The organism is Bradyrhizobium genosp. SA-3 (assembly GCF_004212635.1).
Classification (GTDB): Bacteria; Pseudomonadota; Alphaproteobacteria; order Rhizobiales; family Xanthobacteraceae; genus Bradyrhizobium.
On the sequence record NZ_PSRT01000054.1, the window covers coordinates 26,537 to 44,749 of the forward strand.

Annotated in this window: 18 protein-coding genes; 10 read left to right on the plus strand and 8 right to left on the minus strand. The window is 63.9% G+C overall.

Going from position 1 to position 18,213, the window contains the following annotated elements; all coding sequences use genetic code 11:
- Window positions 1-401: 401 nt before the first annotated feature.
- Together CWO91_RS20100 and CWO91_RS20105 are read right to left on the minus strand one after the other, a co-directional pair.
- Window positions 402-824 carry a CBS domain-containing protein gene (locus tag CWO91_RS20100; protein ID WP_130215582.1) on the minus strand — a complete coding sequence of 141 codons (423 nt, stop codon included), beginning with the start codon at window positions 822-824 and terminating at the stop codon, window positions 402-404.
- 114 nt (window positions 825-938) lie between these two features.
- Window positions 939-1,409, minus strand: coding sequence for an aminoacyl-tRNA deacylase (locus CWO91_RS20105; protein WP_208753047.1), 471 nt, complete (start codon window positions 1,407-1,409; stop codon window positions 939-941).
- Between the two features lie 649 nt (window positions 1,410-2,058).
- Here CWO91_RS20105 and CWO91_RS20110 point away from each other — a divergent pair.
- The 6 genes from CWO91_RS20110 to CWO91_RS20135 all read left to right on the plus strand — a co-directional run bounded on the left by CWO91_RS20110 (window position 2,059) and on the right by CWO91_RS20135 (window position 9,323).
- Window positions 2,059-2,691 (plus strand): DUF1326 domain-containing protein, encoded by a 633-nt coding sequence (locus CWO91_RS20110; RefSeq protein WP_130215584.1) that lies wholly within the window; start codon window positions 2,059-2,061, stop codon window positions 2,689-2,691.
- 78 nt (window positions 2,692-2,769) lie between these two features.
- The gene (locus CWO91_RS20115; RefSeq protein ID WP_245471305.1) at window positions 2,770-3,534 is read left to right on the plus strand and encodes a DUF2182 domain-containing protein; all 765 of its coding nucleotides are present in this window, start codon (window positions 2,770-2,772) and stop codon (window positions 3,532-3,534) included.
- A 339-nt stretch (window positions 3,535-3,873) separates the two neighbouring features.
- A complete protein-coding gene (locus CWO91_RS20120; protein WP_130215588.1) occupies window positions 3,874-6,444 on the plus strand; it encodes a bifunctional diguanylate cyclase/phosphodiesterase in 2,571 nt (856 codons plus the stop codon).
- A 213-nt stretch (window positions 6,445-6,657) separates the two neighbouring features.
- Window positions 6,658-7,320, plus strand: coding sequence for an FABP family protein (locus CWO91_RS20125; RefSeq protein ID WP_130215590.1), 663 nt, complete (start codon window positions 6,658-6,660; stop codon window positions 7,318-7,320).
- A 14-nt stretch (window positions 7,321-7,334) separates the two neighbouring features.
- A complete protein-coding gene (locus CWO91_RS20130) occupies window positions 7,335-8,042 on the plus strand; it encodes a RibD family protein (RefSeq protein WP_130215592.1) in 708 nt (235 codons plus the stop codon).
- Window positions 8,043-8,051: 9 nt separating this feature from the next.
- Window positions 8,052-9,323, plus strand: coding sequence for a flavin monoamine oxidase family protein (locus CWO91_RS20135; RefSeq protein ID WP_130215594.1), 1,272 nt, complete (start codon window positions 8,052-8,054; stop codon window positions 9,321-9,323).
- Between the two features lie 34 nt (window positions 9,324-9,357).
- On the opposite strand, the gene CWO91_RS20140 is transcribed toward CWO91_RS20135, so the two are convergent.
- The 5 genes from CWO91_RS20140 to CWO91_RS20160 all read right to left on the minus strand — a co-directional run bounded on the left by CWO91_RS20140 (window position 9,358) and on the right by CWO91_RS20160 (window position 13,760).
- Window positions 9,358-9,675, minus strand: coding sequence for a hypothetical protein (locus CWO91_RS20140; protein ID WP_165405565.1), 318 nt, complete (start codon window positions 9,673-9,675; stop codon window positions 9,358-9,360).
- A 228-nt stretch (window positions 9,676-9,903) separates the two neighbouring features.
- Window positions 9,904-10,479: a hypothetical protein gene (locus CWO91_RS20145; protein WP_165405570.1), complete on the minus strand. Its 576-nt coding sequence runs from the start codon at window positions 10,477-10,479 to the stop codon at window positions 9,904-9,906.
- Window positions 10,480-10,674: 195 nt separating this feature from the next.
- Window positions 10,675-11,988 carry a tetratricopeptide repeat protein gene (locus tag CWO91_RS20150; protein WP_130215598.1) on the minus strand — a complete coding sequence of 438 codons (1,314 nt, stop codon included), beginning with the start codon at window positions 11,986-11,988 and terminating at the stop codon, window positions 10,675-10,677.
- A 15-nt stretch (window positions 11,989-12,003) separates the two neighbouring features.
- The gene (locus CWO91_RS20155; RefSeq protein ID WP_130215600.1) at window positions 12,004-13,014 is read right to left on the minus strand and encodes an aldo/keto reductase; all 1,011 of its coding nucleotides are present in this window, start codon (window positions 13,012-13,014) and stop codon (window positions 12,004-12,006) included.
- Window positions 13,015-13,334: 320 nt separating this feature from the next.
- Complete coding sequence (locus tag CWO91_RS20160; RefSeq protein ID WP_165405571.1) at window positions 13,335-13,760, minus strand: PaaI family thioesterase; 426 nt, start codon at window positions 13,758-13,760, stop codon at window positions 13,335-13,337.
- A gap of 67 nt (window positions 13,761-13,827) precedes the next feature.
- On the opposite strand from CWO91_RS20160, the gene CWO91_RS20165 reads away from it, so the two are divergent.
- Window positions 13,828-14,457 carry an NUDIX hydrolase gene (locus CWO91_RS20165; protein ID WP_130215602.1) on the plus strand — a complete coding sequence of 210 codons (630 nt, stop codon included), beginning with the start codon at window positions 13,828-13,830 and terminating at the stop codon, window positions 14,455-14,457.
- Window positions 14,458-14,513: 56 nt separating this feature from the next.
- Entirely contained in the window at window positions 14,514-15,731 is a 1,218-nt protein-coding gene (locus CWO91_RS20170) for a hypothetical protein (protein ID WP_130215604.1), read from the plus strand.
- A 173-nt stretch (window positions 15,732-15,904) separates the two neighbouring features.
- On the opposite strand, the gene CWO91_RS20175 is transcribed toward CWO91_RS20170, so the two are convergent.
- A complete protein-coding gene (locus tag CWO91_RS20175) occupies window positions 15,905-16,222 on the minus strand; it encodes a hypothetical protein (protein WP_130215629.1) in 318 nt (105 codons plus the stop codon).
- A 193-nt stretch (window positions 16,223-16,415) separates the two neighbouring features.
- On the opposite strand from CWO91_RS20175, the gene CWO91_RS20180 reads away from it, so the two are divergent.
- A complete protein-coding gene (locus CWO91_RS20180) occupies window positions 16,416-16,895 on the plus strand; it encodes a hypothetical protein (RefSeq protein ID WP_130215606.1) in 480 nt (159 codons plus the stop codon).
- 335 nt (window positions 16,896-17,230) lie between these two features.
- Window positions 17,231-18,178 (plus strand): TAXI family TRAP transporter solute-binding subunit, encoded by a 948-nt coding sequence (locus CWO91_RS20185; RefSeq protein ID WP_091895128.1) that lies wholly within the window; start codon window positions 17,231-17,233, stop codon window positions 18,176-18,178.
- Window positions 18,179-18,213 lie beyond the last annotated feature (35 nt).

Below are 18,213 nucleotides of genomic sequence, written 5' to 3' on the forward strand. Positions count from 1 at the left end.
GGCGCGTGGAGTCGTGGCGAAAAGCCCGACGACCGCCGGGTCGTCGGCGTCATGAGAAATCGTAAGTACATTCAATGACATACGAGTTCGAAGTTTTGTTCGGAGCGGCGCACCATTTCCCTCTCTTTGTTCGATCCCTGTTCTCGTGAAAACGCGCTAATAGGTGCGCAGCAAAAACCCCTGGGGGAGCGGTCAAATGACTCGCGCCGGGAAGATTGGGTATCCGTCGTCGCTGCATCCGAGCTAATGACGGTTTGTTCAGGGCGTTGCCCTGCCGACCAAGATTATCCTCACTGACGTCCTTAGGACCTGGGAATGGGCGCGAGCTGCGCTCTTCGCGTCCCGCGCCCGCGGGGGCTGCGAGCGATCCGACGAAGTTCTGGAGTCGAGCCGGCGTTGCCTCAATGATGATGGGCCGACACGCTCTTGACGCATTGCGTCAACAGATCAGGGGTGGCGGATTGGCCGATATCACCGAGACTGATCATGCCGACCATCCGCTTGCTCTTGTTGATCACGGGTAGCCTGCGGATTTTCAGCGTCTCCATGTGATGCACGGCTTTCGCCAGATCATCGTCTTCCCGGCAGCAATGGATGCCTTCGGTCATCACGTCCCGCGCCGTCATGCGCGCGGCGTTGAAGTCCTTGCTCGCGAGACCTTTGCAGACGATATCGCGATCGGTCACCATCCCGACCAAATGGTCGCCTTCGCCGATCGGAATGCAGCCGATGTCGTGCCCTTGCATCAACTTCGCGATCTCGATGATCGGGGTGTCGGGGCTGACCCAATCGACGCCCTTGTGCATCACGTCTTTGACTTTCATGGAGGACCTCCGTTGCGAACGCAGCCCCCGCTGAATTGACTATACATCGAACCGGGCGCGGCCGCACGCGCGCCGTGACGGTGCGTACCGGGATCATCTCGCCGCCATGCCGCGTCAGTCATGCATGCTGAAGCGTCCATGCGGTGCACTGGCCGTCAGGCGCTCGAACTGCGCATGGGTGAGCTGGAGCAGCGTCTCGTGATCGCCGGCTTCGATATAGACCTCGGGCTGGGCCCGGATACTTTCATCGACGATGAGATCGAGCCCGTAGCACCGGCCGACCGCCGGAATGGCTCCGTGCGCGCAGTCCATGAACAGCTGGTTGATCTCGGTTTCGTTGGCCATGGCGAGATCCTCGCCAAGCCTCTCCTTCAAGTCCGGCAGGTTGAGATGGTGCGATGCCGGCACGACCGCGAGCATATAGCCGCCGTCGTGCCGCAGCACGACGGCCTTGGCGAGACGATCGCCAGAGACGTGGCACGCCTGCGCCGTGCGCGTGGATGACATGGTGAGATCGTGCGGGATCTCGGCATACTGGATGTTCTCGGCAGCCAGATACCGATGCAGTGTGGGGGCGATGGACATGGCTTCGCCTTTCGGATGGATGCAACCATCCACCGTGAGGCTGCCCCCGCCGCACGATGGGCGGCTGCGTGATTGCCGGCCTTCAGCATAGGCCTTGCCCTCGAATGCCGCAACTGAGTCGGAGGTTCGGAGTGCTCCGCGCTCACCTCATCCGTGATCTCAGGCGCGGCGGCCGCAACGCACGCGCTACGCTAGCGCTATCCATGCACGCCGCCGCTGCACGGACTTTTTTGCCAGGGACGGTCCAGGGACGGTTCGGTGTGATGGCAAGACGAGGCCAATCCCGCCTTCATGGAAAGCACTCGCCGTCGCTGCGGCCATGAGCGGGAAGGCGGCGGGTTGGAATTATATAGATATTTCAATCGTATAGGAGTTCGCAGCTATATTTTAAATAGAGCTCCATTCCTCTGATTTCGGACGTCCTAAAAGCCCGGCTGCTCTGCCGCGTCCGTTCGCTGTACGCGCCCGGCTGCCGCTGATATGCTCCTGGCCATAGGACAGTGAATGGCAGCTGGCCACAGACTTTCCCGCGATGCCGGCCTTCTGATCGGACTCGATCCCGCTCGCACTTTTTCGCATTGCCTCGACATAACGCTGAACAAAATCCTCTACGGCTGCCGCGTTCCCCGCTCACATTGGGAGATGTGCCATGGCTGCACCGGACTGGCGTCTCGAAGGCGAATGGATGAAGAATTGCAACTGCGCGTTTGGTTGCCCCTGCGATTTCAATGCTCCCCCCACCCACGGATACTGCAAGGGCATGGTCGGCATGCGGATCACCGCGGGACATTTTGAGGGCGTCAAGCTCGATGGCCTCTGTTTCGCTGTGGTCGTAGATTTCCCCGGCGCGCTGCATGAAGGCAACGGCAAGATGCAGCCCATCGTCGACGAGCGCGCCACACCGGAGCAACAGCAGGCGCTGTTCAACATTCTGTCGGGCAAGCATTCGGCCGAGGGCACGCTATTCCACATCTTCAGCCTGATCGTGACCACCATTCACGATCCGATTTTTGCGCCCTTCGAATTTTCCTTCGACAAGGACGGACGCGTCGCAAAACTCGTCGTCACGGGCGTGCTCGAAACCGACGTCGAGCCGATCAAGAATCCGGTGACGGGTGAGCCGCACCGCATCCAAGTGGTGATGCCCGAGGGGTTCGAGCACAGGGCTGCCGAGGTCGCGTCCGCCAACATCCGCTCGACCGGTGCGATCCCGTTCGAGACCAAGGGCACGCACAGCTCGCTCGCCAATGTTGTGCAGACGCCCGAGGGCGTTGCGGCATGATGTGGCGCTGACATCGAGACAAGATCTCGGTGTCAGCTCTCCATCGCTATCCTGGGCAAGTCCATGCAGGGGCGCTTGATGCTGGAACACCTGCTCCACCGCGACCGGCTGATCGTCGCGATCGGGACCGCCGCAGTGGTGGCGCTCGCCTGGGCCTATCTCGCCGGCGGCGCCGGCATGGACACCGAGATGATGGCCGACATGCCGGACATGGCGCCAATGCCGTGGACGCCGCTCTATGCAGCGCTGTTGCTCGTGATGTGGTGGGTGATGATGATCGCGATGATGGCGCCGAGCGCGGCGCCGACCGTTCTCCTGTATGCGACCGTCAAGCGCAAGCAGGAGACTGCATCCCGGGCGGCAATCGATGCCTGGATCTTTCTCGCCGGCTATCTCGTGACATGGGCCGGGTTCAGTGTCGTTGCGGTCCTGGCGCAATGGGCGCTCGAACGCTTCGGGTTGTTGTCGATGGCGATGGCCAGCACCAGCGCGGTTTTGGGCGGCATCATCCTGCTTGCCGCCGGCCTCTATCAGCTCACGCCGCTCAAACATGCCTGCTTGCGCTACTGCGAGAGCCCGCTGCTGTTTCTCAGCCGGCATTGGCGGCCCGGCACGCGCGGAGCATTCTGGATGGGACTTCGCCATGGCAGCTACTGCGTCGGCTGCTGCTGGTTTCTGATGGTATTGCTGTTCGTCGGCGGCGTGATGAATCTGGCCTGGATCATCGGCATTGCGCTCTATGTCGCCGCTGAGAAACTGCTACCGTTCGGCCAACGATTGAGTTATGCGGCAGGCGCGGTCCTCATCCTGTCCGGCGCGATCGTTCTTGCGCGCGCGATCTGAGCGGCCGGTACAGACGACCAAAGGTATCGCCCTGCCAATACCGCGTGGTTGCTCAAAAACAGCCGACCTCCGTGGTCATACGGATGTTGTAAGCTAAAGAATTGAGCATTATCCAAACAGAAACTTAAGGCTGTCCCGCCTAGCTTGGGGCTATGAACAGCACCCGCGCCGCTTTCGGCCGCGGCGGTCTCAATCGAGGCGGAGACAGGCGATGCCATCATTGGCGGCGAGCGCAGTTCTGCCCTGGCGGCTGAGGCGAGGGCGCGTGTCGTGATTCCCGCAAGTTCCGTCCGCAAAGCCGGCAGAACGATCCTGCGGAATGCTCCGCTGCAGATCGCATTGTTCTTCCTGCCCCTGGTCTGGATCGGCTATTTCGCGATCACGTCATCGGAACGGACGGATGCGGTCCAGCAGGCGCGGTCGCACGGCAACAGCGTCGCCGAATTGTTCGAGGAAAACACCGAGCGCATCTTCGAGCGCGTGGATCAGTCGTTGCTGGTGGTGCGAGCGCTCTACGCCCAGGATCCGTTGACCTTCAGCCTGAAGTTCTGGTCCGAGAAGGCTCGCATCGCCACCGGCGACGTGGTCCAGTTCGCGCTGATCGGGTCGGATGGCTACATGACGGATACGACGGTGGGCTATTCTGGTCCGCCGCTCTATCTCGGCGATCGCGAGCACTTCATTCAAACCATGTCGCAGGCCGACGATCGCCTCTACGTGGCGAAACCGGTTCTGGGCCGCGCGTCCAACAAATGGACCATACAGATCGGAAGAAAGCTCTTCGATCTTGCCAGGAATCCCGTGGGCGTGGTCGTCGGCTCGATCAGCGTCGATGTCGTCGGTCGATTCTACGACACCGCAAAGCTCGGCGCTGGAGGAACGCTGGTCCTCAGAAATGCGAACCAGGTCGTGCTCGCCGCGCGGGGCATGAACCAGGACGCGGTGTTGGGGCAGCGTGCGCCGAACCGCGTCGAAGGCGAGCTGCGGGATGGCTTCTACGCCCAATATTGGAACGTAAACCATCCCAACCGCGATGACAGGCTGGTGACCGCGCGCAGATCGCGGCTCTTTCCACTCATCTTCACCGTAGGTATCTCGGAACGCGAGATCTATTCGCGCGCGGATATCAGGCAGAAGGTCTATCTCGGCGGCGCGCTGCTGCTCACGTTCATCATTCTGACTGCGACGATGTTCCACTGGCGGCGCCGACAGGCGCTGGATCGCGCCCAGCGCGAGCTGCGCGAATTCGCCAGCAAGTTCGAAGACGCGCTCAGAAACCTTCCCCAGGGCTTGAGCATGTTCGACGGCAGCGACCGCCTGATCGCATTCAATCAACAATGGCTCGAACTCTATGGTCTCGTGCCGGAGGAGATTCGGATCGGCATGGACTTCCGCGAGGTGTTTGCAAAACAGACCGCCGTTCTCGACGTCGAGGCTTACCTGGTCGATCTGAAGAATCGGCTCGCCAAGTCGGAGCACACCTCGAACACCGTGCAGTTTCCGGATGGGCGGGTTGCCTATATCTCCTACGGACGGCGCGAGGGCGGCGGCTGGGTCGCCACCCATGAAGACATCACCGAACGCAAGGCATCCGAGGATCGGATCGAAAGGCTCGCGCATTACGACAGTCTGACTGGATTGGCCAATCGCAATCTGTTCAAGGAGCGCATCGACGAAGCACTCGCGACGTCCGGCGCCTCGGGAGCTCCCTTCGCCGTACTCCTGCTGGATCTCGACAAGTTCAAGTCCGTCAACGACGTGCTCGGTCACCAATGTGGCGATGCCTTGCTGAAGCAGGTCGCGGGCCGGATCAAGGCGCAGATCCGTGACGCCGACACGGCGGCGCGGATCGGCGGCGACGAGTTTGCCGTGATCGTTGCGCCGGGCCGGGGCGCGATGCAGGACGGCGCCGCCAGCCTCGCTGCGCGGCTGGTTCAGGCCATTGCCGAGCCTTATCAGATCGACAATCATCCCATCGTGATCGGCTGCAGCATCGGCATCGCCGTGGCTCCCGAGCATGGCAGCCGCGTCGATGAGATCCTTCGTAATGCCGACCTTGCGCTCTACAAGTCGAAGAACGCCGGCCGGAACTGCTTCCATACCTACTCGGTGGAGCTCAAGGCCGAAGCGGATCAGCGCAACGTGCTCGAGATCGAGCTTCGTGAGGCAATCTGGCGCGAGGAAATCGAAGTGTTCTATCAGCCTGTGACCGAGCTCGGCACCGGCCGTGTGAAATCGGTCGAGGCTCTTGCGCGTTGGCATCACGGCACCAGGGGCTTCATTTCCCCCACCGAGTTCATTGCGGTTGCAGAGGCGGGTGGACTGATCGTTGAACTCGGCAATCAGGTCCTGACCAAGGCGTGCCGGGATGCGATGACCATGCCGGACGACGTCAAGGTCGCGGTCAACCTGTCCGCCCTGCAGTTCGCCGGCACCAACCTCGTCGACACCGTGACGTTCGCACTGGCGCAGAGTGGACTTCCGCAAACCCGGCTCGAGCTCGAGATCACCGAGAGCGTTTTCCTCGCCGACACCCAGGAAAATCTCAAGACGCTCCAGCGCCTCAAGGCGCTCGGCGTCTCCATTGCGCTTGACGACTTCGGTGTCGGTTACTCGTCATTGTCCTATCTGACGGCCTTTCCGTTCGACAAGGTCAAGATCGACAAATCCTTCATCGACAGGATTGACCGCCGCGAGACCGTCGCCGTGCTGAAATCCATCGTGCAGCTTGCCGAGACCCTGAAGCTCTCGATCGTCGCCGAGGGTGTCGAGACCTCCGAACAGCTCAGACAGCTCCATTCGCTCGGAATTCCGCTCGGCCAAGGCTACTACTTCAGCAAGCCCGTGCCGCTCGCGGGCCTGTCGTGGCAAGCTCCCGCCACGCGGCGGAGACGGCGGACGGCCGCGTGACGAGACAGGCAGAGCGCGGATCTTAAATTCGCGCGTGCTATCCTCCCCCTCGGGGATGGAATTGACCGTCCCGGCTTCGCTCCCTTGGCAAGCTCTTTCCCACAACCGTCTGCGCGTGGCGCCTACGTCCATTCGCAATTGTGAGACTTGAGCACGAGCCGCGTTCCCGCCTCCGTGCTATTGCTGCTCCTCGCAATCTACGCGAGGACATCCATGCTTCCCCTTCCTGCCGACATCTTCACCGAGCCCGAAGAGGTCTCGCCCGACGGCCTTGCCAATCTCGGCCCGCTCCGCCGTCTCGCCGGCAGCTGGCAGGCGGACAAGGGCATCGACGTCAATCCGAAGGCGGAGGGGCCGGAGCGGCGCACCTTCATCGAGCGCATCCGCATGGATCCGATCGATCCGCAGGCCAACGGGCCGCAGCTGTTCTACGGGCTGCGCTATCACATCCACATCAACACGCCCGAGGAGGACATCACCTTCCACGACCAGGTCGGCTACTGGCTATGGGAGCCGGCGACCGGGTTGATCATGCAAACGCTGGCGATCCCGCGCGGGCAGGTGCTGCTCGCCTCGGGCAAGGCCGGGCCGGACGACAGGAAGATCTCCGTCATCGCGAAGCGCGGCGATACCGCTTACGGGATCTGCTCGACCGATTTCCTGGAGCGGGCCTTCCGCACCGATTCCTATCGCTGCGACATCAGCTTCAACGACGACGGCAGCTGGACCTATCTGATCCAGACCGAGTTGTTCGTGCGCGGCGCGCCGTTCAATCACCACGACACCAACACGCTCAAGCTCGTCGCGCCGCCAAAGCTCAATCCGCTCGCGGTGATCGTGAACGATCGCGCCAAGGGCGGCGGATCGGTGGCCTGAGACCGGAGAATCACATGAAGCCTTATGTCATCTGCCTGATGCACTCCAGCCTGGATGGCCGCACGCATCCCAGCCGTTGGCGTCCGAAGGGTGCGGGCACGGACTGGTTCGAGAAAATCCATGACGAGCTCGGCGGCGACGCCTGGGTGATCGGCCGCGTCACCGGCTCGGAATTCGCCAAGGGCAAGCCGTACCCGATCGGGAGCGAGAAATATCCGCGCGAAAACTGGTTCGCACGACGCGATGCAAAAACCTACGGTGTCGTGCTCGACGCGCAGGGCAAGATCGGCTGGGGCCGCTCCGATATCGGCGGCGATCCAATTGTCGTCGTGCTGACCGAGAGCGTGCCGGATTCGCATCTCGCAGGGCTGCGCGGCGAAGGCGTGTCCTACGTCTTTGCCGGCAAGTCCGAGATCGATCTGGCGCTGACGCTGGACATTCTCAGCCGTGAGCTCGGCGTGAAGCGTCTGCTGGTGGAGGGCGGCGGCGTTGCCAATGGCGCGTTCCTGCGCGCCGGTCTCATCGACGAATTCAACCTGATCCTCAGCCCCGCGGTGGATGGCGCGAGCGGCGCACCGTTCGTGTTCGATTCGACGGCAGCGGACAGCGACAAGCGCGCGCCGATCACGGCGATGACGCTGGAGAGCACGCGGGAGCTCGGCGGCGGCGTCCTGCTGCTGCGCTATCTGATCAAGAACGATCCGCAGGCCGTGGCCAAGTAGCGCGCCGGCATGTCGGGACCATCGGAGCACATCGTCATCGTCGGTGCCGGCGCCGCCGGCCTGATGGCGGCGCGGGAGCTCGCGCGTGCGGGCAGACGCGTGACCATCCTGGAGGCGCGCGAGCGCTGTGGTGGGCGCATCCATCCGCTGCCGGCGGCGCAGTTCGGCTACCCCGCCGATGGCGGCGCCGAGTTCGTCCATGGCGAGGCGCCGGTCACGCGGGCTTTGCTGCGCGAGTCCGGGCTGTCGCTTCAGGAGATCGAAGGCACGCAATGGAGCTTTGACGGTGCAAGCCTCTCGCGTGAGGACCGCCACGATCCGCATGAGGCGGAGCTGCAAGCGGCGCTGCGGGACTTGAAGGACGATCTCGCCGTCGCCGATTTCCTGCGCCGTCATTTTGCCGGAGAGGACTATGCGCGGCTGCGCCATTCCATCGAGCGAATGGTCGAGGGCTATGATGCGGCAGACCCCGCGCGTGCCTCGACGCTGGCGCTGCGCGAGGAGTGGATGGACGGCGGTCACGCTCCGCAGGCGCGCATCAATGGTGGCTATGGCGCGCTGATCGATTCTCTGGTGGCCGAGTGCCGCGCCTGCGGCGTTGCGATCCGACTCGGTTGCGCCGTGTCGGCGATCGAGGAAGAGGGCGGGGCCGTGAGGGTTCGCTGCGCCAGCGGCGACGGGCTTGCGTGCGACCGCGTGATCCTCACCGTGCCATTGCCGCTGCTGCGCGAGATCGCGCTGCCAGCACACGTCGGCGCGAGGCTTGCTGCCGCCGACGACATCGGCTTCGGCAACGTCATCAAGATCCTGCTCCGCTTCGCGCGGCCCTGGTGGCGCGACCACAGCGAAGATCTAGGGGACATGACCTTCCTGCTGTCGAACGAAGTGATTCCGGTGTGGTGGACGCGATACCCGGACCAGCATCCGCTGCTCACCGGCTGGTTCGGCGGCCCGCGGACGGAGGAGCTGTCGCATCTCGAGCCGCAAGGACTGATCGAGGCCGGGCTCGATTCACTCGCCGCCATCTTCAAGCGGTCAGCTGAGGATATCGCGCGCGACCTCGTGGCGGCGGCTGCGACCAATTGGGCGCAGGATCCCTTCGCCCGCGGCGCCTATTCCTGGGCGACGCCGCGGACGCGCGAGGCGCAGGCGATTCTTGCCCGCGCCGACGGCTTGGTGCTGTTGTCCGGCGAAGCGCTCTATCGCGGCCGCGACATGGGCACGGTCGAAGCGGCGCTGACGAGCGGCCTGGAGACGGCAGAGATAATCTTGCGGAGCTAAGAAAGAAGGCCCGCATCTCTGCGGGCCTTTTGTCTCACCAGCGTCCGCCGCCGAAGCTGAATGTCACGCCGGGACCGCCGCCGTAATATCCGTACGGGCCGCCGCCATAATAGCCGTGGTGCCGCGGGTAATAGCCGTAGCTGCGGTAATACGGGCGATAATGGCCGTAGTGATGGCGCCAGTGATGATGGTGCCGATGGCCATAATAATGGTGCCTGTATTGCGCGCTGATGTCGGTCGATGGGCTGCCTTGCGCGTTCTGCTTCGCGCTTGAACTATTGGCCGCGTTCGCCGCCGATCCGCCGGCGAGCGCCGCAGCACCGATGGCTATCGCGACAAAGAGATACTTCATGTCATCACTCCAGTTGAATGTCGTGTGACAACAGATGAGCATCCGGCGCGTTCCGGCTAATGCGGCGTCGAAACGACGCAGCATGCGACGTCCGGTTCGCGCGAAGGATTGCGTGTCGTGGGATTTATTGCCGCAGCACTGGCCTCGATCGCGATGCTGCCATCACCTCGCCTCGATTGACGCGTTGGCGACATCTTTGATGACGACGCGAGCGCGGCAAGGATGCCGCTACTTGAACGGATCCTGGATCGACGGCGCCGACTGCCGGATGCGGCGCACGCTGACCGGCGTGCCGTCGGACACGAACAAGAGCTCGTATTTGCGGCCCTCGCTGTCGGTGGCGGAGCAGGTGACGTCGTTCACCTTCCTGGCGGCGAAATTGCCGGTCTGGCGGCAGACCCCGGTGGAGGTCTGCTCGGCCGGCACCGGCAGGCCATCGACCTTTGGACGGTCCTTGGAGTTGAGCAGCATGCGATCAATCGGCAACTCGTAGGAATTGTCGTCGGCGCGCTTGCCGTTCTCGCCGGAGAACGACACCACGTGATTTGCGTCGGCGGGATCGTCGACCGCGACCGCGAAATTGACCCGGCCCTTGTCGCCATGGGCGTAGGCCACCGTCTTGCAGCCATAGGTGCGCCCGGCGACCTTCAGCGTCTTGCACTTGCCCGACATCAGCGCCAGCAGGTCGATAAAGGAATTTTGCTGCGCCAGCGGATTGTTGACCGGGATGGCGGAAGTCTCGCCAAAACAAGGGCTTGCGAGGGCGATGAGAGTTGCGGCCAGGACCGGTCGGCGGAGGCGCATCATCAGGCTCGCATGCCACGGGGCAACGGCAAAGTTCCGTCCGATAACCATCGAACCGCAAATTGGTTGCGATCCCGTTTGTCTTGCCGAACCCGACTGGAATACCACCGCGCTACCCCAACGGCGATTCGCGAGATCGCCCCAAATCCATCCGGTGGCACTTGCCGTCAGGCCGGTGTTTTTTTCGTGGCAGGGCTAGGCCATCGCCGCCTGCCAGCGCCGATCGCGCAGGGAGGGGCGGCGGTGCAGGCGAACCTCCAGCAGGGCGCGGGCATGCGGAAGCTCGCCGCTGCGCATGAGCGCGACGATATAGGTATCCTCGATCAGTTCGCGCTGGGCGTGACTGCCACCGATGCGCACGACGTCAGCGAGAACCGGCGCCAGCGTTTGCACGCAGGCCGCGTAATTCTCATTCGCAAAGGCCAGAAGCGCGCGGCAGATCGCGGGCACCACCGGGCCGGCCGGCAGCTTGCCGTCCGCGAGCCGCTGCTCGATCACCGCAAGGCGCGCGGCAAGTGCCTCGTGGTTCTGCGTTGCGGCGGCGAACAGCGCCATGTGGACGTCGGCGAACGGCAGGCCGGATTTCGGGAATAGTTTTTGCGCGGCTGCGCCGGCATCGCGCCAGAGCGCCTCGGGCACGGCGTGACCGTAGGCCGACAGGCGCCACAGCAGCGAGGCGCCGTCGGTGACGACGTTGAGCGGTGGCGCCTGCGTGACTGACGGCTGGAGCACGTCGGCATAGATCGACAGCGCACGCGCCGCATCGCCGTGCTCGAGCGCGCCGAGGGCCTGGTGCCAGCGGATGTGGCCGTGCAAAATTCCGGCGCGGTCGTAAGAGGGGATCCAGTCGTCGACGAGGCGATCGGCGTCTTCGATCGAGCCGTCCTCGAACATCGCATGCAGCACGGCATGCGCGGCATGGGCGTTCGCGCGGCGCAGATTGAAGCCGCGCTCGGTGACGCTGCGGCCGCGGGCGACATCGCCGTTCTCCGTCATCGCCCAGCCACACATGGTGAGGAACCACCAATCCTCGCCATAGTGCTGCGCAACGCGCTCGCAGAGCTCATGCCGGGCGCGATCGTGATCGGCCATGCCGGAGAATGCGAACAGACCGAACGCGCCGAGCGGCAGCGACAGCACCAATGCATCGCGCGGCCACGTCTCGACGTGCTCGCGCATCGCTGCGATCGCCTCGGGCAGCCGGCCCTCGATTGCCAGCGCTAGCGCCTCGACATGGGAGCGCTCGCGCTCCGTGCCGCGCTTCGCAACGAGTTCGCGCGCGACCGCCGCCTTGCTGCGCGCGAGATCGCCCTGCTGATAGAAGGCATGCACGCGGGCGCGGGCGATATGGGCCAGCGCAAAATCCGGGTCGGCCGCAATCGCGCGCTCCAGCGCCTCCGCCGTGCCGGTCCACCCCGCGAGCATGAGGTCGACGCCCTCGCGATAGGCGGATGCTGCCGCATCGGATGTGGTGGAGAGCGGCAGGCCGTAGCGGTCTTCAAGCGCCATGGTCGTCTCCGGAGTTCAAGCCGTCCGCGCGCGGCGTCCCTCGATCGGATAGGCCGGATCGTTGTAGCCCGGCGTCGAGGGATGGCCCGGCATGACCAGACGGTCGATCAGCGCCTCGTCCTCCGCGGTGAAGCGATAGTCGAGCGCGCGGATGTAGTCGTCCCATTGCTGCTCGGTGCGGGGACCAGCGATGATGGATGTCACGAAGGCGGAGTTCAGCACCCAGGCGACCGCGAACTGGCCGGCGGTAATGCCCCTCTTCTCGGCGTGGGCTTTGATCTCCTGCGCGAGTTGAAGCGATTCCGGCCGCCATTCGGTCTGCATCATGCGGGTGTCGTTGCGGCCCGCGCGCGTCTCCTTGTCGGGCGCGGCATCGGGCTTGTACTTGCCGGTGAGGACGCCACGCGCGAGCGGGCTGTAGGGCACGATGCCGAGGCCGTAATAGGCGCAGGCCGGGAAGTGCTCGACCTCGGGCATGCGGTTCATCGCGTTGTAATAGGGCTGGCTCACCGCGGGCCGGTTGATGCCGAGCCGGTCGCAGATGTTGCAGATCTCCGCGACGCGCCAGGCGCGGTAGTTCGAGACGCCGAAATAGCGCACCTTGCCCGCGCGGATCAGGTCGCCCATCGCGCGTACCGTCTCCTCCAGCGGCGTCGCATGGTCTTCCTTGTGCAGGTAGTAGATGTCGATGTGATCGGTGCCGAGCCGCGTCAAGCTCTCGTCGGCGGCCTGCAACACCCAGCGCCGCGACAGGCCGCCGCGATTGGGATCGTCGCCCATTGAGTTAGCGAGCTTCGTGGCGAGCACCCAGGCGTGACGATTGCCGGCAATGGCGCGGCCGACGACCTCTTCGGATGCGCCCTTCGAATAGGCATCCGCCGTGTCGATGAAGTTGATCCCCGCATCGAACGCTTTCGCGATGATCTGCTTGGACGCGGCTTCATCCGTCGGCCCGCCGAACATCATGGTGCCGAGACAAATCGGCGACACTTTCAGGCCGCTGCGGCCGAGCTGGCGGTATTGCATGGTTGCTTCCTCAACGCTTGCGTTGGTGCCAGCATAGCCAGCTACGTCAGTCATTGCGAGCGCAGCGAAGCAATCCAGAGCTGCGTCCGCGGAAAGATGCTGGATTGCTTCGCTGCGCTCGCAATGACGTTTCCTGTTGGGCTCCGCAATCTCTCGACGTCGTCCCGGCGAAGGCCGGGACCCATACCGCGAAAGCTATCGATTGCGGGCGCTAGGCGTACCGAATTTACGAGTCCTCGCCCAAACTGCTTTTGTGAGTATGGGTCCCGGCCTTCGCCGGGACGACAACGGCGTATGTGGCGGGCGGCGGAGAACGAACCCTACGCCGGTCCCTTCAAAATCTTGAACACGCCATTCGCCATCACGATGCAGCGATCGTCTACCGTCACCTCGGTGCTCATGAAGATAAGGCTGCGGGTCGAACGCACCACGCGCGGGCGGGAGATCAGGATGTCGCCGATCTGGCCGGCCTCGACGAAATGGGTGTCGAGCTGCACCGTCGCCATGAACTCCTTGCCGGAAAGGTAGCGGGCGGTCATGCCGCAGGTGCGGTCGGCGAAGGTCATCATCACGCCGCCCTGGACCATGCCGCGGCGGTTGTGGTGCTTGTCCTCGGTGGCGAGGGCGAACTCGTAATGGCCGTCGACCTTGCGCTCCCACAAAGGGCCGATCAGGTGCATGAAGCCCGTGGTCTCGAGGATGGTCCAGCCGTCTGATTTCAGCCTTGCGGCGGCCTTGTTGGTCATGTCGTCGTCCATTCCGGTGCGGACCTTCGATCTCATTTCATCGAGGCCGGACGTGGTGTAGTCAAGCATCATGAGACCGTTCGACGATGCCACACGGCGGAATATCGCGGATGCCTGCGCGGCCTTCGCGCGCCTGCCTGAGGAAGAAGCGCAGCCGGCATTGAAGCGTGCCGCGGTGGCGGTTGCGCTGACCGCAGCAGGCGAGGGCGACGACACTGCGCTGCTGCTCACGCTGCGCGCATCGCACTTGCGCGCCCATCGCGGCCAATGGGCTCTGCCGGGCGGACGCTGCGATCCCGGCGAGACGCCGGTCGAGGCGGCGCGGCGCGAGCTCGATGAGGAGCTTGGGCTTCGCCTCACCAGCGCCGACGTGCTCGGCACGCTCGACGATTATCCGACACGCTCCGGCTATCTGATCACGCCGGTCGTGGTCTGGGCCGCCGAGAGCGCCGCGATCAGGCCGAACCCGGACGAGGTCGCGTCCGTCCATCGCATCGCGCTCGCCACGATCGAGCGCGAGGACGCTTTCGATTTCGTCGCGATCCCGGAAAGCGCGCGCCGCGTGATCCGCTTCCATCACCAGATGAGCCTGATCCACGCGCCGACGGCGGCGCTGATCTACCAGTTCCGCGAGGTGCTGGCGGGCCGGCACACCCGCGTGACCGAGCTGGAACAGCCGGTGTTCGCCTGGAAATGACGATGGTAAACGGCGCGTTAACGTGACGGTTACCGGATGCCTGCTAAGAGGGCAGCATGCATCACACACCGATTCGACGCGCCCTGACGCTGGTTCCATTCGCGCTCGTGCTGCTCGCGCCCGCCGCGCGCGGCGGTGAGGGAGACGCGCTGCCGCCCGCCGTCAGCAATGCCAATGCTCAGCTGTTGTCGCAGTTTTTTGCGCAAGGTGGGGCCTCGCCGGCCGTGCTCGAATATCGCCGCAAGCTCGCGGAGTACCAGGCGGCGCGCGCCGCCTTCGACGCCGAGGCGGGCGCCTATTGGAGCCAGATCTCCGAGAAGCGGAAAACCCGCAACGCCAAGCGGCGCAGCGGGCAGCAGGTGACCCTCGATGATTACGTGCTGGAGCATCCGCCGCTTTATACCGGGCCGAAGCGGCCGGTGAACCCGGAGCCGGAGGAAGCGCCGGAGCGTCCGCCCCGAAAACCCATTCCGGTGGTCGCTGATTTCCTGCGCGCGGCGCAGGAGCTCTATCAGTTCACGCCGCAGCGCCCGACCAGTGAGGTCGAGTTCAAGCGCGCCTATGCGCGCTACGCGCTCGCCTCGGGGCTGACGCGCGAGCAGGCGGTGCGGGTCTATTCGTTCGAGACCGGCGGCACCGGCAGCTACGACGTCCAGGCGGGAATCGAGCACGGCGGCAAGCGCGCGATCTCGACTGCGATGGGCTACAATCAGCTCCTGACCACCAACAGCGTCGAGCTGCTGGCCGAGCAGGGCCATGAATTCGTCCGCGCGCTTTCGGACAAGGTGGCGCGCAGCTCAGGGCCGGCGCGCCAGTCGCTCGAGCACAAGCTCACTGTTCTGAAGAAAATGGTCGCGCATGCGAAGTCGGTGCCCGATACGTGGTCGGAGCACGAGAAGATCGGCAACACGGCGCAGGGCTGGGCCATGCATGCGATGGTGCTCGACGTCGACGTCGGCCCGATGCTGCAGACCCACAAGCTGCTGACCTCGGTGTTGTTCGCGCGCGCCAAGGGCTATACAAGGCCGCTTACCGCGGCCGAGCTCGAGATGATGAACCTCACCGGCGACGGCACCGGCCTCGACATGGTGACGATGCCGCAGGCGATGCGCGAGCAAGTGCCGACTTCGAATTTCTTCCAGCGCGGCGGCTACGAGCGCAACCCGGTCGCGATCCGCCACAACACGGTGGCGAAGCTGCTGGCCGTGACGGATGAGCGCATGGATTCGAACGGCAGCAAAGCCGGCGCAAGGGAGCTGGCAGCGACGTTTTAGATATCAGGTGTCGTCCCGGCGAAGCTGCCGTAGGGTGGGCAAAGCGACTTGTCCGCCGTAGCTCGAAGAGCGAAGGCGGAAGCGTGCCCACCATTCTCGATCGGAATGCGCTGACCGATGGTGGGCACGGCGCTGCCGCGCCTTTGCCACCCTACAGTTTCTCGGCTCTGCGCCTACTGATCCGGCCCGAACTTGAACTTGCCGTCGCCTTCGAGATACGGCCCGGTGCGCATGTAGAGCTGGCCGTTGTGGCCGATGAAGAACAGCGTGCCCTTCGGCACTTTCTTGGCGCCCTTGAGCAGCTCGCCGGCATTGCTGGTACCCATCTTGTAGGAATAGGTCTTGCCGTCCCTGTCATAGGCGTAGCCCATGTCGGGCTTGAGCTCCCACGGCGTTGCCGGGACTTGCGCCAATGCGGGCGCGGCAAACGCGCCGAGCACCGTGACGAGTGCTGCTGAAGCAAGCGCAAATGTCTTCGTTGAAAATGCCATCATCCATCCTCCCCGTCGCTGGGTGCCGGCTTGAACAAATCACGAACGGCATTTCCGGGTCAATTTGCGAAAGCGCCGCAGCGCATCACGTCCTGCCCAGCAGTTTGTGATTTTCCCTTCGTCCCCTCGCGACTATGTTCCGCTTTCCGTCTAGAACGCAACTCGACAAAATGATGGGTAGGGGATGATTCGGATGCGCCATGTGATCAAACTTTGCTGGGCTGCTGCATTGTCGTTGACGGCGCTGGCGCCGGCCGCGCGGGCCGATGACTACCAGCTCAGCCACAACCAGCGCATTTCGTGCAGCCGCGGCCTTGCCCCCGGCAAGCTGAACACCGCCACCTGCAAGTCCTACACCTATCTCTTCAACACCAAGACCTCGGAATATTTCCGCTGCCAGGTCTCGCTGGCGCTGACCCGCGACAACAAGGAAGTCATCAACGTGCAGACCGACGGCGGCTGCACCAAGAAGCCGCGCATCTTCGAGACCGACGGCAAATACGATTTCGACGCCACCGAGACCGAGCCGCCGAACACCAACTCGTTCTTCGGCCCCGGCGGCTATTCGATCTGGGCCACCGACGTCAGCGCGCAAAAGGTGCGCGGCTGTATCATCATCTCCTCAGGCCTCGGCTCCGACATCTCCAAATGCCTGGACATGACGTTCCAGTGAGGGCTTGCCAGTGATGGTGCGCTCCCTCCCCCGCCTGCGGGGGAGGGTCGGGGAGAGGGTGTTTCCGCAATGGGACAATCCCCAAGAGGAGAGAGCCCTCACCCGCGCCTTCGGCGCGACCTCTCCGGCAAGCGGGAGAGGTGACCGAGCAAGCCGCTCTCACTATCGCACTTAACGCAACTCGGATCCCGCTGCGCCACCTCGCCGCACCGCCGGGTTCCCAAAAATCTAGCCGGAACGGCCATTTACCGCAGTCCTGTTTTGCCTTTTGGATGGGTTGACCCGCTGCCCTCATCCGGCCAATTTCGCCGCCGGTTTGGGGGAGTACAACAACCATGAAACGGACGTTCTTCGGCGTGGCCGCGGCTCTTGCTCTGGCGGCGTCGGCACCTTGCGCACATGCGCAATCCTTCATCAACGTGCTGACCGGCGGCACCTCCGGCGTCTACTATCCGCTCGGGGTCGCGATCGGGAAGATCTACGGCGACAAGATTCCGAACGTGAAGACGCAGGTGCAGGCCACCAAGGCGTCGGTCGAGAATCTCATCCTGCTGCAGCAGGGCCGCGGCGAACTGGCGTTCACGCTGGGTGACTCGCTGAAAGCGGCCTGGAACGGCGAGGAGGAGGCGGGCTTCAAGACCAAGCTCGACAAGCTCAGGACCATCGGCGCGATCTATCCGAACTACATCCAGATCGTCGCGACCACTGAGTCCGGCATCAAGACGCTCGCCGACCTCAAGGGCAAGAGCCTGTCGGTCGGGGCGCCGAAGTCGGGCACCGAGCTGAATTCGCGCGCGATCCTCGCGGCCGCCGGCATGAGCTACAAGGATCTCGGCAAGGTCGAATATCTGCCCTTCGCCGAATCCGTCGATCTCATGAAGAACCGCCAGCTCGCCGCGACGCTGCAATCGGCGGGCCTCGGCGTCGCCTCGCTGAAGGACCTGTCGACCTCAAGCCCGATCACGGTGGTGTCGGTGCCGAAGGAGACCGTCGACAAGATCGGCCCGCCCTTCATCTCCGCGATCATTCCGGCCAACACCTATACCGGACAGGACAAGGACGTGCCGACGGCTGCCGTCGTCAATTATCTCGTCACGAGTTCCGCGGTATCTGACGATCTCGCCTATCAGATGACAAAACTGGTCTACGAGTCGCTCCCCGAGCTCGCGAACGCGCATGCGGCCGGCAAGGAGATCAAGCTCGAGACTGCTGCGGCAGGGAGCCCGGTTCCGCTGCACCCCGGCGCGATCCGCTATTACAAGGAAAAGGGGCTGATCAAGTAGTCAGCTCTCGGTGTCGAGCGTCATGGCCGGGCTTG